This is a genomic window from Nitrospirillum viridazoti CBAmc, from assembly GCF_000730165.1.
GTDB lineage: Bacteria > Pseudomonadota > Alphaproteobacteria > Azospirillales > Azospirillaceae > Nitrospirillum > Nitrospirillum viridazoti.
This window is the reverse complement of record NZ_CP022112.1, coordinates 872,704-887,264: the sequence shown is the minus strand read 5'-3', so window position 1 is coordinate 887,264 and position 14,561 is coordinate 872,704. Positions and strand designations below refer to the sequence as shown.

Annotated in this window: 10 protein-coding genes; 8 read left to right on the top strand and 2 right to left on the bottom strand. The window is 66.5% G+C overall.

Annotation, left to right across the window (positions count from 1 at the left end):
- Nucleotides 1–33: 33 nt before the first annotated feature.
- Nucleotides 34–519: an Lrp/AsnC family transcriptional regulator gene (locus Y958_RS25710; RefSeq protein ID WP_088874735.1), complete on the bottom strand. Its 486-nt coding sequence runs from the start codon at nucleotides 517–519 to the stop codon at nucleotides 34–36.
- A gap of 4 nt (nucleotides 520–523) precedes the next feature.
- Complete coding sequence (locus Y958_RS32180) at nucleotides 524–2,461, bottom strand: ornithine cyclodeaminase family protein (RefSeq protein ID WP_211098719.1); 1,938 nt, start codon at nucleotides 2,459–2,461, stop codon at nucleotides 524–526.
- Nucleotides 2,462–2,852: 391 nt separating this feature from the next.
- On the opposite strand from Y958_RS32180, the gene Y958_RS25695 reads away from it, so the two are divergent.
- From Y958_RS25695 to Y958_RS25660, 8 genes are all read left to right on the top strand, one after another.
- The gene (locus tag Y958_RS25695; RefSeq protein WP_211098718.1) at nucleotides 2,853–4,106 is read left to right on the top strand and encodes an aminotransferase class V-fold PLP-dependent enzyme; all 1,254 of its coding nucleotides are present in this window, start codon (nucleotides 2,853–2,855) and stop codon (nucleotides 4,104–4,106) included.
- 120 nt (nucleotides 4,107–4,226) lie between these two features.
- Nucleotides 4,227–4,730 (top strand): RidA family protein, encoded by a 504-nt coding sequence (locus tag Y958_RS25690; RefSeq protein WP_211098717.1) that lies wholly within the window; start codon nucleotides 4,227–4,229, stop codon nucleotides 4,728–4,730.
- Nucleotides 4,731–4,869: 139 nt separating this feature from the next.
- Complete coding sequence (locus Y958_RS25685) at nucleotides 4,870–6,357, top strand: S10 family peptidase (protein WP_186291493.1); 1,488 nt, start codon at nucleotides 4,870–4,872, stop codon at nucleotides 6,355–6,357.
- Nucleotides 6,335–8,320 carry an alpha/beta hydrolase family protein gene (locus Y958_RS25680; RefSeq protein WP_244909605.1) on the top strand — a complete coding sequence of 662 codons (1,986 nt, stop codon included), beginning with the start codon at nucleotides 6,335–6,337 and terminating at the stop codon, nucleotides 8,318–8,320. The genes Y958_RS25685 and Y958_RS25680 overlap by 23 nt, the downstream gene beginning before the upstream one ends.
- 226 nt (nucleotides 8,321–8,546) lie before the next feature.
- A complete protein-coding gene (locus Y958_RS25675) occupies nucleotides 8,547–10,697 on the top strand; it encodes an amidohydrolase family protein (RefSeq protein ID WP_244909604.1) in 2,151 nt (716 codons plus the stop codon).
- A gap of 120 nt (nucleotides 10,698–10,817) precedes the next feature.
- Nucleotides 10,818–12,323 carry a S10 family peptidase gene (locus tag Y958_RS25670; RefSeq protein ID WP_244909692.1) on the top strand — a complete coding sequence of 502 codons (1,506 nt, stop codon included), beginning with the start codon at nucleotides 10,818–10,820 and terminating at the stop codon, nucleotides 12,321–12,323.
- 85 nt (nucleotides 12,324–12,408) lie between these two features.
- A complete protein-coding gene (locus Y958_RS25665) occupies nucleotides 12,409–13,731 on the top strand; it encodes an APC family permease (RefSeq protein WP_088874730.1) in 1,323 nt (440 codons plus the stop codon).
- 394 nt (nucleotides 13,732–14,125) lie between these two features.
- The gene (locus tag Y958_RS25660; protein ID WP_088874729.1) at nucleotides 14,126–14,539 is read left to right on the top strand and encodes a type II toxin-antitoxin system HicB family antitoxin; all 414 of its coding nucleotides are present in this window, start codon (nucleotides 14,126–14,128) and stop codon (nucleotides 14,537–14,539) included.
- Nucleotides 14,540–14,561 lie beyond the last annotated feature (22 nt).

Sequence of the window (14,561 nt, the reverse complement as noted above, 5' to 3'; positions counted from 1 at the left end):
GTCCCGGGCATAGGCTATGCATCGCGGGGATGCTTATTGGAATGTGCGCGGTTTCAGCGGGATGGCCGTGGTGCTCTTGGCCTCCGACAGGGTGACGATGGAACGGATGTCCTCCACCCCCGGCAGCTTCATCAGGGTGTTGAAGATGAACTCCTGGTACCACTTCACGTCCGGCGCCACGATCTTCAGCAGGGCGTCCATTTCACCGAAAACGGTGTAGCACTCCAGCACTTCGGGGATGTTCTGGATGCCGCGGAAAAAGGTCTCGCGCTCCTCCTCCGACAGCCGGGCGATCTTCACCTGGGCGAAGATGTGCATGTCGAAGCCCAGCTTCTGCCGGTCGACCAGCACCACCTGGGACTTGATGTAGCCCTCGTCATGCAGGCGCTGTACCCGGCGCCAGCAGGGGGATTGTGAGATGCCAACCTTCTCCGCCAGTTCCGCCGTGGTCAGCGAGGCGTCGCGCTGCATGTGGGTCAGGATCTTCATGTCGATGGCGTCGAGTTCCGCGTTCGCCATGGCCTCAATCCTTCTTCAGCAGCGGCCAGGCGGCGGCCAGGTCCTGGACGACGTGGCCCAGTGATTTGTAGAGCGTGACCTGCTCCGCCGACTGGCGGCCCTCGGCGTGGCCCGCCAGCACCTCCCCAATCTCCGCCACCACGTGGGCGTCGCCGATCAGGCCGGCGGCCTTGGCTCGCAGGAACTCCGCCCCCTGGCGCAGCACATGCTCCCGGCAATCGGCAATGAAGCGGGACCGGATGACTAGGTCATGGTCCACCTCCGCCGGGCCGGCGATGCTGGAGCCCACGACGTTCACATGCGCTCCCGGTGCCACCCAGGCGCCGTTCAGGATGGGTTCCTTCGCGGCTGTCACGGTGCAGACGATATCGGCGTCCACCACCGCCTCCTGCGCGCTGGCGGTGGCGCGGACGGATAGGCCCAGTTCCTCCGCCAGCCGCGCGGCGAAGGCGGCGGCGCGGCCGGGGGCGCGGCCCCAGACGGTGATACGGCTTAGGCGGCGCACCCGGGTGATGGCACGGGCGTGGGTCAGGGCCTGCTCGCCATAGCCCAGCAGGGCCAGGGTCTTGGCCTCGGGCCGGGCCAAGGCGTCGGTGGCCACGGCGCTGGCCGCCGCCGTGCGGATGGCCGTGACCTCCCCGCCGTCAACCACGCCCACGGGCCGGCCGCTGTCCCGGTCGAACAGGACGATGACGCCCTGGTGTGAGGGCAGGCCCTTGTCGAAATTATCCGGGAATACGGCCACCAGCTTGGCGCCGAAGGGCCCGCCGCCAAAGGGCCCACCGTTGAGCGCGCCGGGCATGACGCCGAACATGTGGCCGTGGTCCAGGGGCAGCACGCCGCGCGGCAACTGCTGCGTCTCCCCCTTGGACAGCGCCGTCATGGCTTGGCGTACGATGGGAATGCAGGTGTCATAGTCCAGGCTGTCGGCCACGGCATGCCCGTCGACGATGGGCAGGGGCGACGTGGCGGGATGGCGGGCGTTTTCATACAGCCATGCCGTGGCGGCCAGATCCTGCACGGCATGGCCCAGGGACTTGTAAACGGTGATCTGCGCCGCCGACTGCCGGCCTGGCGCCCGGCCCGCCAGCACCTCCCCGATCTCCGCCGCGATGTGGTCGTCACCGAGGGTGCCGGCCGCCTTGGCGCGCAGGAACTCCCCGCCATGGACCAGCACATGCTCCCGGTGGTCGACGATGAAGCGGCTGGCCGCCACCAGGTCGGTGTCGATCTCCGCCTGGGCCGGGCCGCTGGAGCCAACGACGTTGACATGGGTGCCGGGGGCGATCCAGTCGCCGCGCAGGATGGGATCGGCGGCGGCGGTGATGGTGCAGACGATGGCGGCACCGGCCACGGCCCGCTGCACGCTGTCATGGGCTTGGGTGTCGATGCCGGTGGCGGCCTGCACCTGGGCGGCGAACGCCCTGGTCTTGGCGGGGTCGCGGCCCCAGACGCGAATGTGGCGCACAGTGCGGATGCCGGCCAGTGCCAGGGCATGGGCCAGGGCCTGGCGCCCTGTGCCCACCAGGGCCAGGGTGTCGGCATCCGACCGGGACAGGGCTTCGGTGGCGACGGCGCTGGCCGCGGCGGTGCGGATGGCCGTGACCTCGGCCGCATCGGCCAGGCAGACGGGGCGGCCGCTGGCGCCGTCAAACAGCACCACCAGGCCTTCATGCGCCTTGCGGCCCTGGCCATCATTATAGACGCTGACCAGCTTGGCGCCGAAATAGCCGGGCCGATCCGCACCGACGAAGGCCGCCGGCATGATGGCGAAGGTGCGGCCGGCGCCCAGGCTGATGAAACTGCGCAGCTGCTGGCGCACCCGTCCGGTGCTCAAGTCCACCATGGCCTGGCGGATGGCGGAAATTGCCGCCCCATAACCCAGGCCCGCACGGACGGCGGCGGCATCGAAAACGGCAAGGCCGGACGGCGCGAAACCCATAGGTGTCTTCCCTGTCATCCTGTTCCCGAACCACCTTAGGGCAGGGGATAGGGTTTTTCTTTCCGGAGTTTGCAGAAAAGCCGCCGTCGGTCCGGTGGAATTTCCATCATCCTGACCAACATGAGCAGGTTTTATGCAGAGATGCCGCCAAAGCGGGGGAGAAGCACCGCCGCGCCATCGTCAATGGGGCGGAAGGATAATTCCGGGAACACCCCCTCAGGGCACGTCCATGCGCGGTCTATCCGGCCAACGGATAAAATTTCCCGGGCACCGCCCAAATGCCTGCAACTTCGCCAAAAATGCCCCCGGGGTTTCCGTTAGCATGGGTTTCGGTCAGGGAACCTCTTGGCCAACGGGCGCCTTTTCCAAACCTACGAGTACACGGATGAGAATGACGCGCAGGGACGTGATGCTGGCCGCCGGCACCCTCACCATGGCCGAAGTCGTGCCGGCCGCCGTGGGCGCCCAGACGGCCCCAACCGGCGCGTCCAAGCCGACCCTGCCTACGCGCTTTCCGGACAAGGCGTCCTTTTTCCCCCACGACCTGGTTTATCTCGACAGCGGGTCCCAGCACCCCGTCAGCACGGGCGCCAAGGCCGCCGTCGACACCTATCTGTCCAAGCGCATGCTGGACCCGGCGGCGGCGCACTATGACCTGCCCGACGACGGCGTGCGGGAGAAGTTCGCCCGTCTGGTGAATGCCGACGCCGACGACATCGCCTATGTGCAGAGCACCACGGCGGGGGAACAGATGGTGCTGCGCGGCCTGGGCCTTCCCAAGTCGGGCGGCCACATCGTCACCGACACGCTGCACTTCTTCGGTTCCTTGCCGCTGTATGAGGAGATGCAGCGCCATGGGGTGGAGGTCACGTGGGTGGAGCCCAAGGACGGCCGCATCCTGCTGGCCGACCTGAAGCAGGCCATCCGCAAGGACACCAGGCTGGTGGCCCTGTCGCTGGTCTCCACCATCAACGGCTTCGAGCATGACTTGAAGGCGGTGTGCGATCTGGCGCATGCCAACGGCGCGTTGGTCTACGCCGACATCATCCACGCCGCCGGCTGCGTGCCCGTTGATTTGAAGGGCAGCGGCGTCGATTTCGCCGCCTGCGCCAGCTACAAGTGGCTGATGGGCGATTTCGGCCTGGGCTTCATCTATGGAACCAAGGCCGCCCGCGCCCAGTTGGCCCGTACCGAGTACGGCTATTACGGGATGAGCGCGTTCAAGCCGCACATCTACCCCTTTGATCCGCCGGGGGAGATGATCGCCGACTATGCCTATGCCGACACGGCGGAGGGCACCTTCGCCCACGGCACCCATGCCCATATGGTGATCGCACAGCTGGACCATTCCCTGGACTATATCCTGGGTGTGGGGGTGGCGGGCATCCAGGCGCATGCCCAGGACCTGATCCGCCGGCTGAAGCAGGAATTGCCCAAGCTGGGCTACAGCCTGATGACCCCGCCCGAGGCGACCACGCCCCTGGTCACCTGCGCCTATGAGAACGCGCGGGAGAAACTGGGGGCCAAGCTGGCGGCGGCCAAGATCAAGATGACGGTCAGCGCCAATCGCTTCCGCGTCACGCCTTCGGTGTTCAACGACCACACCGATATCGACCGGCTGCTCGCCGCACTCGGTCATGCCTAGGTCGTACGTTCAGGTCGCCTGTTAAAAAGAGAGTTTTGGCAGTTGGGTTCATTCAGAAAAATACCGGGCAGGGTGGGGCGGTGACAAGCCTCCCACCCGCCGGAACAGGGACATGTTTACATGCGCATCATCAGTTTGGCTTTGCTGGGCTGCCTGCTGGCCGGCCCGGCCCTGGCCCTGACGGCCGCCCCGCCCGGTGGCCCGGATGAGGGTGGCGCCATGACCAATGGCACCATCGCGGCACCGCCGGCCGGCGTGCAATTCTACCGCCCGGAGACGACCAAGGCGCCCTATTCCCAGGTCGTGCGCGTGGGCGACATCCTCTACGTTTCCGGCCAACTGGGTGTGAACCAGGATGGCAAGGTGGTGGGCGACATGGGCGTCCAGGCCAAGGCGGCCATGGACAACATCAGCGCCGCCCTGGGCCGTGTGGGCAGCGGCATGGACGCCGTCTTCAAATGCACGGTCATGCTGACCGACATGACGCAGTGGGCGGCCTTCAACCAAGTCTATGTCAGCTATTTCAAGCCGGACCGGCTGCCGGGCCGCAGCGCCATGGGCGTCGGTGCCCTGCCGCTGGGCGCGGGCGTCGAGGTCGAGTGCTGGGCCTACGCGCCCAAATAACGCCCGCGGCTCGTGCCGCTGTAGGCCCCGACTGGGGCCGCCGGAGTTTTGCGGGGAGCATCAGCGGACTGCAAAACGAGGAAGCCAAGGGCGCGGATGCGCCCGCCCGGCGACTGAGGGAACAAATAAAGGGGATACTATGATGGGCAAACGGGTGCGCAGCCTGGTTCTGAGCCTGATGATGACGGCCGTCCCGGTGGCGGCGCTCGCTCAAGGTGCGCCGGTGCCGGAGATCGCGGGCCCCATCCTGGGACCGGTGACGACGCCGCACAGCATCACGCTGAACGGCAAGACCGTGCGCTACACCGCCACCTTCGCGGAGAAGGTTCTGACGGACGCGACCGGCAAGCCCTTGGCCTCGATCTCCGCCACCGCCTATGTGGCGAGTCCGGTTGTGAAGACCCGGCCGGTGCTGTTCGTCTTCAACGGCGGGCCCGGCGCCTCATCCTCCCCCCTGCATTTCGGTGCCTTCGGGCCACGCAGCATCGTGAAGGGCGCCGACGGCAACCGCATGCTGGCCGACAACCCGCACAGCCTGCTGGCCGATGCCGACCTGGTGTTCATCGACCCTGTAAGTACCGGCTTCAGCCGGGTGCTGCCCGGCGGCGACGGCCATCCCTACTGGAACGCCGACGGTGATGCCCAGGCGGTGCTGGGCCTGATCCGGGATTGGCTGCGCGACCAGGGGCGCACCGGTTCCCCCGTCTACATCGCCGGTGAGAGCTATGGCGGCTTTCGCCTCGCCACCATGATGAAGTTCGTGGGCGACCTGCCCATCGCCGGCCTGATCCTCATCTCCCCCGCGTTGGACTTCACGGCGGTGGCGGAAAACCCCGGCAACGACCTGCCGCACATCTTCGAACTGCCGGCCATGGCGGTGACGGCCTGGAAGCATGGCCGCGCCAAGATCGACGCGCAGACACCGGACCAAGTGTTCCAGGTGGCCGCCGACTATGCCGAGGGCCCCTACGCCCTGGCCCTGCTGAAGGGCGGCCAGCTACCGGCGGCGGAGCGTGACGCCGTGGCCGCCCGCCTGGGCGACCTGATCGGCCTGCCGGCCAAGACCATCGCCGACGCCAACCTGCGCATAGGCACCCAAACCTTCCTGGAAACGCTGCTGGCCGACCAGGGACTGGTGGTGGGCCGCCTGGACGGCCGCGTCACCGGGCCGGTGCCCAAGGACGCGCCCGCCGACCGTCCGGCCGCCGCCAAGGACCCGGCACTGGGCCTGGGCCGTACCAACGTCATCACCTCCAGCGTCGCTACCGATTATTTCAAGCATGAGCTGAACGTGCCGGTGGGCCGCGACTATGTGTCCCTGACCCTGGACGTGAACTTTAGCTGGAACTTCCAGCCGGCCAAGCGCGAGGACGGATTCTACGTCAACGCAGCACCCGACATCGCGCCGGTTATGAAGGCGCAGCCCGGGACCCGCCTGCTGCTGGTCGGCGGCTATTACGACATGGCCGTGCCGCTGCTTTCCGCTCGCTACGCCATCGACCGGGCCGGCATTCCTCTTGACCGCGTGACCGTTGCCGCCTTCGATGCGGGCCACAGCCCTTTCGACGGGGAAGCGGGGCAGGTTCGGATGCGGGAGATGATGCATGGCTTCTTGGTGGGGCGCTGATCGCGGGTTTGTTGGGGCAACGGCGATCGGCCTGGTGCTGGCGGTGTCTGGGGCGGCCGGGGTGGCACAGGCTGGGGCCGCGCAGGCCGCCAGTTCGCACCAGTACACTGGCCTCAGCCTGTCGGGCGACGGCAGGCACCTGGCGGCGGTCGAGGCCGACAAGGCCGAGGGGGTCGGTAGCGCCGGCCATGGCACCGTGGTGGTGCGCGGCGCGGATGGCGCTGTCGCCCTGACGCTGGATCCGTGCGCCGCCTGCCGCTATGCCGGGCCCGCTTGGTCACCGGACGACAAGGTCCTGGCCTTCGTCGGCACCTCCGCCGGGCAAGCCATCCTCTACCTGGCAGAAGGCGGGACGGTGCGTCCGCTGGCCGCCGTCCAGGGCCTGGCCAGCACGCCGCGCTGGTCGCCGGACGGCACGGAAATCGCCCTGCTGGTGACGGAGAACGCCAAGAAAGAGGCGGGCGCCACCCACGCCGGTGCCCGCCAGGTGGGTGAGCAGGGCGAGGGGGACGACGTCCAGCGCATCGCCATCGTCACGGTCGCCAGCGGTGCCGTGCGCCTGGTCAGCCCGGACAAGACCTACGTCTACGATTATGACTGGATGCCGGACGGCAAGGGCTTCGTCGCCACCGCCGCCGAGGGCAACGGCGACAACAACTGGTGGATCGCCAGCCTGCGCGCCTTCGGCCGCGATGGCACCATGCGCGTCATCGCCAGCTCTTCAATGCAGATCGCCTTCCCGCGCGTGTCGCCCGATGGCAAGACCGTGGCCTTCATCGGCGGTCTGATGAGCGACTTCGGCTCCTTCGGCGGCGACGTCTACACCGTGCCTGTCAAGGGCGGGGAGCCTAAGGATGTGACCGCCGGCTATGCCGGCACGCTGACCTCATTGGCGTGGCGGGGCAACCGGCTGGTCGCCGGAGTCACCCTGGGTGGGGAGACGGGCAGCGCTGTGGTCGATCCCGCCAAGGGCACCGTAACGGAGGTCAAGACTGCTGCCGCCACCCGTACCGCCGGCGATGGCCGATTGGCGCTGGACCGCGCCGGCACCCACGCCGCCTGGGTGGCGGAGGGCTTCGATTTCGGCCCCCGCATTGAGTATGGGCACCTGGGCGACCTGGCGGCCATAACCCACGACAACGATGGTCTGGCGCCGCTGGTCACTGTCACCAGCCTGAGCTGGAAGAACGACGGCATGACCGTCCAGGGCTGGCTGGTGACGCCCAGGACGCCGGTGGCCAATGGCGCCAAGCGGCCCATGGTGGTGAACATCCATGGCGGCCCGTCGGCCGCGCACACGCCGCGCTTTGTCTGGGGTGACATCATGGCCGCCTTCGCCAAGGCGGGCTATGCCGTGTTCCTGCCCAATCCGCGCGGCAGCTTCGGCCAGGGGGAGGCGTTCACCCGCGCCAACATCCGCGACTTCGGCGGCGGCGACCTGCGCGACATCATGGCCGGCATCGACGCGGCGGAGGCGCAAGCGCCCATCGACGACAACCGCCTGATGATCTTCGGCCGCAGCTATGGCGGCTTCATGAGCATGTGGGCCATCACCCAGACCCAACGCTTCAAGGCCGCGGCCATCGGTGCCGGGTTGTCGGACTGGTATTCCTACTACGGCCAGAACGGCATCGACCGCTGGATGATCCCCTTCTTCGGTAAGTCGGCGTACGAGGATCCGGAGATTTACGACCGGTTGTCGCCCATCCGCTACATCCGCAATGTGAAGACGCCCACCCTGCTGCATGTGGGGGAACGCGACATCGAAACCCCGGTGATGCAGACGCGGGAATATTGGCACGCCCTGCGTGCCATGGGCGTGGAGACCAGCTTCATCGTCTACGCCGATGAGGGCCACGTCATGCAGAAGGCGGAAAATATTGAGGATTTGAACCGCCGCATCATCGCCTGGTTCGACCTGCACATCGGCGGCGCCGGTACAGCCGGTGGCGCCCAGCAATAAAAGCGGACGGGGTGCCGGCGGCGCCGGTACCCTTATGCCGAGACCGGGTCCGTGGCGGCATAGTTTATGCGACGCCCGAGTGCTTTCCTCCATATCGGCATAATCTATCCCCCAAGCCCGCTATAGGCTTTCCCCAATACAGGGATCCTGGTCCGGCGGCGCCATCGACGCGCCGGACAGGCTGGGCCGGCAACCGGCCTGATGGGAAGAAGCAGGAGCACCGGGCATGAACACGCGCGTTTCCCCCCGCCATTTGGCGACCATCCTCTGGCTGAACGGCGCTGCCGCGCTGGCCCTGACCGCCGGGACGGCGCAGGCCGCCGCCGTTACCGAAAAGCTGGTCATCGTTCAGAATGGGGAGAACATCGGCACCGTCACCGGCACGACCGACGGCGCGTCGGTCAGCGTTGACTATTACGTCGACGACAACGGCCGGGGCCCGAAGCACAAGGAAAATCTCACCATCGGTGCCGGCGGCATTCCCACCAGCTGGACGGTGGGCGGCACCTCGCTGATGGGGGGCAGCGTCAACGAAAGCTTCAAGTGGGAAGGCGGCCAGGCTAGCTGGACCAGCCAGGCGGACAAGGGGGCGGTGCCGGCGGCCAAGGCGCCGCTGTACGTCGTCAACGACGACAGTCCCTGGGCCCTGGGCGTCTATGCCCGCGCTCTGTTGAAGGCGCCGGGCAACAGCCTGCCGCTGCTGCCTGCCGGCACCATGCGCCTGGTGAAGGTCAAGGCCACCACGCTGGGTGCTGGCAAGGACGCCTTGCCCCTGACGCTCTATCGCATTGAGGGCGTGAACCTGCAGCCGGACTATGTGCTGCTGGACAAGGCGGGCCGCCTGTTTGCCACCTTCGGCGGCCACTACCTGACCATCCGTCAGGGGCATGAGAAAGAGGCGCACGCCATCCAAGCCCTGGGCGCGGAGGCGGAGCGCGCGCTGGCACGCGACCGGCAGAAGGCGCTGGCCCATCGCTACACCCAACCGGTTCGCATCCGGAACGTTCATGTGTTCGATGCGCGCACCGGCACGCTGGGCGGCCTGTCCACCGTCATCGTGCTGCGCGACCGCATCACCGCCGTGATGCCATCGGACCAGGACCCATTTGGTGGGAATGGGGCCCAACCTGACGACCAGGTGATCGTGGACGGGCAGGGCGGCACCTTGATGCCCGGCCTGCACGACATGCATTCCCACACCACGCTCGATTCCGGACTGTTCTACCTGGCGGCCGGCGTCACCGAGACGCGGGACATGGGCAACGACAACGCCTTCCTTCAGGACATGATGCCCCGGATCGAGGCGGGGGAACTGGCGGGCCCGCGCATCACGCCCAACGGTTTCCTGGAAGGCCGCAGCCCCTATTCCGCCCGCTTCGGCATCATTCCGGAAACGGTGGCCGACGCGGTCAAGGCCGTGGACTGGTATGCCGACCGCGGATATTTCCAGATCAAGATCTACAATTCCATGACGCCGGACTGGGTGCGTCCCATTGCGGACGAGGCGCACAAGCGCGGCATGACCGTCACCGGCCACGTGCCGGCCTTCGACACGCCCGACCGCTGCATCAGGGACGGCTATAGCGAGATCACCCACATCAACCAGCTGATGCTGGGCTGGCTGCTGAAGCCGGAGGAGGATACCCGCACGCCCCTGCGCCTGACCGCCATGGCGCGCGCCGCCGATCTGGATCTGAACTCGGCGCCCGTGCAGGCGACGGTGAAGCTGATGGTGGATGGGCACATCGCCCACGACCCTACCGCCGTCATCCTGGAACGCCTGATGTTGAGCCGCGCCGGTGTGACCCCGCCGGGCGATGTCGACTACCTCGACAACATGCCCATCGGCTATCAGCGCTATCGCAAGCGCACCTTCGTGCCCCTGAAGTCGCCGGCCGACGACCAGGCCTACGTGAAAGCGTTTGGTAAAGTGCTGGAGACGCTGAAGCTGCTGCACGACAAGGGCATCCGCCTGCTGCCGGGCACGGACGACGTCACCGGCTTCACCGTGCACCGGGAGATGGAGCTGTACACCATGGCCGGCATCAGCCCGGCCGAGGTGCTGCGCCTGTCCACCCTGTCGCCCGAGGAGTACATGGGCCACGGCGATCTGGGCACCGTGGAGCGCGGCAAGCTGGCCGACCTGGTGCTGATCGCCGGCGATCCCACCCAGGACATCCGCGCGGTCAAGAAGCCGCGCCTGGTGATGAAGGGCGGGGCGATCTACTACCCCAGCGAAATCTACCAGTCGCTGAGCATCAAGCCCTTCGCCGACGCCCCGCCGGTGACGGTGCCCAAGGTGATGGAGGGCCCCGGTGACAGCCTGGGCGCGCCCGGCCTGTTCGGCGGCGGCCACGACGACGACTTGGGCGACTGAGCCTAGACGCTCCAGCGGCATGAGTTCCTACTCATGCCGCCAGGTTTCTGGGGAGCGAAGCGGACTGGAAACCGAGGATAAGCCAAGCCGGCGGATGCCGGCGCCCGGCGCTTGAGGGACATGACAATGGGCAACTACAAGACGGCGTTGATGGCGGGCGTTATGCTGGCCTGTCTGGCTGGCAACGCTTCGAACGCAGCGGAGGCGGGCGGGGGGCCCGCCGCCGCACCCCGCGTGTTCACCTCCGAGCACAGCGGCACCTTCAACAGTCGGAAGTTGCGCTACACGGCGACGGTGGCGGAAACCATCCTGACCAACCCGGCCGGGCAACGGACCGCTAGTGTCTTCACCACCAGCTACATCCGCACCGACGTGCCCAAAGGCACCGTACGGCCGGTGGTGTTCGTCTTTAACGGTGGGCCGGGTTCTGCCAGCCTGTGGCTGCACATGGGCTTCGTCGGCCCCAAGCGGGTGGATTTCGCCGACCCGGTGCACCCGCCGACCACGCCGCCCTTCCACACGGTGGACAACCCCGACAGCCCGCTGGACGTGGCCGACATCGTCCTGATCGATCCGCCCGGCACCGGCTACAGCCGCGTCTTGCCCGATGGCAAGCCGGAGCAGTTCTACGGCACCGCGCAGGACGCGCAGATGACCGTGGACGTCATCGAGCGCTGGACGCGGGAGCATGACCGCTGGAACGCGCCCAAGTACCTCATGTCGGAAAGCTACGGTACCATCCGGGCCGCCGTGGTGGCCCGCCTGCTGGCCGGGGGGCCCATGGCCACGGGCAGCATGGACGGCATGACGCTGAATGGCATCATCCTGCTGGGACAGTCCATGGACATGAGCGGTTCCGGCGGGGACGATGCCCGGCACCTGACGGCGCTACCCACCCTGGCTGCCATCGCCTGCTATCACCACAAGGGCCCGGCCGGCTGCACGGCCGAGAGCCAGGTGGCCGCGGCCAAGGCCTTCGCGGCCGACCGCTACCTGAAGGCCCTTTACGCCGGCAACGCCCTGCCGGAGGCGGAGCGGGAGGCGGTGACGGTGGAGCTGTCCACTCTGACCGGCCTGTCTCCCGCCGTCATCAAGGCCAACGACCTGCGCGTCAGCACCGGGGTTTTCGCTCATGAGCTGCTGGAGGGCCAGGAGGTCGGCGCCTATGACGGGCGCTACACCCTGCCGCTGGCCAGCAGCGCCAAGGACCCGGTGGCCGACGATCCGGCCATGGGCCAGTACGTGCCGGGCTTCGTCGGCGCATTCAACGATTACATCCGTCATGACCTGAACGTGACGGTGGCGGAGGCGTACGAGGCCATCTCCTTCCGCGCCGTCAACGGCCGCTGGGACTATGGGCAGGGGCCGGGCGTGCCGATCTATTCCAATTACGCCAAGGACCTGGCGACGGCCATGCGCCGCAACCCGCGCCTGCGGGTCATGGTGGGGGCCGGCTACTACGATCTGGTGACGACCCTGGGCTCCGCCGCCTACACCATCGCCCATGCCGGCATTCCCCAGGAGCGTACGGAAACCCATCTCTACCCCTCGGGCCACATGCCCTATCTGGGGAATGAGGCGCGTACCGCGCTGGCGCGCGATGTGCGGACTTTCCTGAGCCAGTAGTGTTCCCTCAATCGCCGGGCGTCCGCGTCCTACAACGGCATGGCAATGCCGTTGACCGAGCACATTTAGGATTGGTTCATTCCCCATGAGCGACAGCAAGGCTGGCCTGAAGCCCGGCGGCTTGAAACAGGGCGTCACCCTGATCGACCTGGTGATGCTGGGGGCGGGCACCGCCATTGGCGCCGCCATCTTCTCCGTGCTGGGACCCGCCACACAGGTGGGCGGCGCCGGCATCCTGGTGGCGGCCGGGCTGGCCGCCTTGCCCATGGTGCTGTTCGCCCTGGTCTACGCCTACATGGCCTCGGCCGTGCCCCGCACGGCGGCCTCGTACGAGTGGCAGCGGCAGTTCAGCCACCCGGTCATCGCCTTTTCCATCGTCTGGCTGCGGGTGCTGAGCAACGCCGTGGTCATGATCGTGCTGGGCCGGGTGCTGATGAACTACCTGGGCATGGTGCTGCCCCTGCCGGCGGTGCCGGTCATCCTCGGCTTGTTCACCTTGATCTTCGCCCTCAACTACCTGGGCGTGGCCGTGGCGGCGCGGGCGCAGACGGTGCTGATGATCATGCTGCTGGGCCTGTTCGCCGTGCTGGTGGTGAGTGGCGCCCCGGCGATGAAGCCGGAACTGTTCGTGCAGGCCGTGACCGGCGGTTGGACGCCCATCCTGGCGGCCCTGCCGCTGATGATCCAGCTGTTCCTGGGCATCGAGACCGCGACCGAGGTGGGGGAGGAGGTCAAGAACGCCAAGGTGGTGGTGCCCTGGGGCATCGCGCTGGGCCTGCTGCTGACCGTGGTCGTCTACGTCGCCGTCTCCTTCACCGCGCTCAGCGTCGTGGGGCCGGAGGCGCTGGGGACGGCCAAGGCGCCCCTGCTGATGGTGGCGCAGGCCACGCTGGGCCGCTGGGCCACGCCGCTGATCGTCACGGCGGCGGTGGCGGCCCTGATCAAGTCGATGAACGCCATCTTCCTGGTCTACGCCCGCTTCCTCTACGCCATGGGTGCCACCGGCGTGCTGCCGGCGCCGCTGGGGCGCATCCATCCCCGCTTCGGCACGCCGCATATGGCCACCGCCGTTGCTTTCCTCGCCTCGTGCACCGGCCTGTTCCTGCCCGACAGCCTGCTGTTCCTGCTGCTGTCCATCAACGTGCCGACCATGATGAAGTACTTCGGCTCCTGCCTTGCCGCCTACAACGTGGCGGACAAGCATCCGGAGGTGCGGGCCCAGGCCCGGCTGCGTTTCAGCCCCGGCCTGGTGAAGGCGCTCTCGGCCCTGGGCATGCTGGCCGCCATCGTCATCGCCGCCCTGGGCTTCGGCACTGACTGGCGGCCCTATGCGCTGCTGGCTATATGGCTGGCGCTGGGGCTGGGATATTACGCCCAGACCCGGCGCCAGCGGCCGGCTGGATGCTGATCGTGGAGGATTTCAAGTATCCCAATGCCAAAGAAAATGGGGACTGATGTGTCCCCATTTTGCGTTGACAGGGGACAAATATGACCCCACTATCGCTTACCCCGAACCTGCCTAGGGAGAGATGCAATGCGAATAAAGTTGACTTCATGGAGATGTAATTGCCTACGAAGCCACGTGCGCTTAGGAGCGCATTAACTCGACTAGGTGCTACTATCCGCCCTGGTAAGGGTGGCCATCAAGTTGCTGTTTTCAAAGGGCGAAAAACACACATTCCCAATCATGGGAAGGGATTTGAAATCAGCGATAACTTGCTTCTTAAAATCCTGAAAGATCTCAATCTTTTACGGAAAGATGTAGATCTCTGATCTACATAGCGACATCTGCGAGGTTTCATATGCGTTTCCCGATAGTCATCGAGGAAGATGGAGGTGTTTATGTTGCGTCAGCCCCCGACCTTCCCGGCGTGCATGATCAGGGAGATAGCATTGATGAAGCTGTTACTCGTCTCTGTGATGCTGCTATCGTAATGATAGGTGAGATGATCGAGGACGGCGATCCTATTCCCGATCCTTCACCAGTCAACAACAGCAAAAGCATCGCTATTCCATCTCTCGTATGGGCAAAAGCACTACTCTATCGAGCCATGAAGGCGAAAGGGTGGCGGCGCGCCGATCTTCAAAGGGCGATGGGGGTCGATAAGACGACTGTTGCTCGGCTTCTTAATGTGCATCATGCCTCACGCATGAATCAAATCGACCAAGCTCTAGCAGTTTTGGGTGTTGATTTAGACATACGGACGGCGGCTTAATGCCGCCGTCCGTAACCTCTTA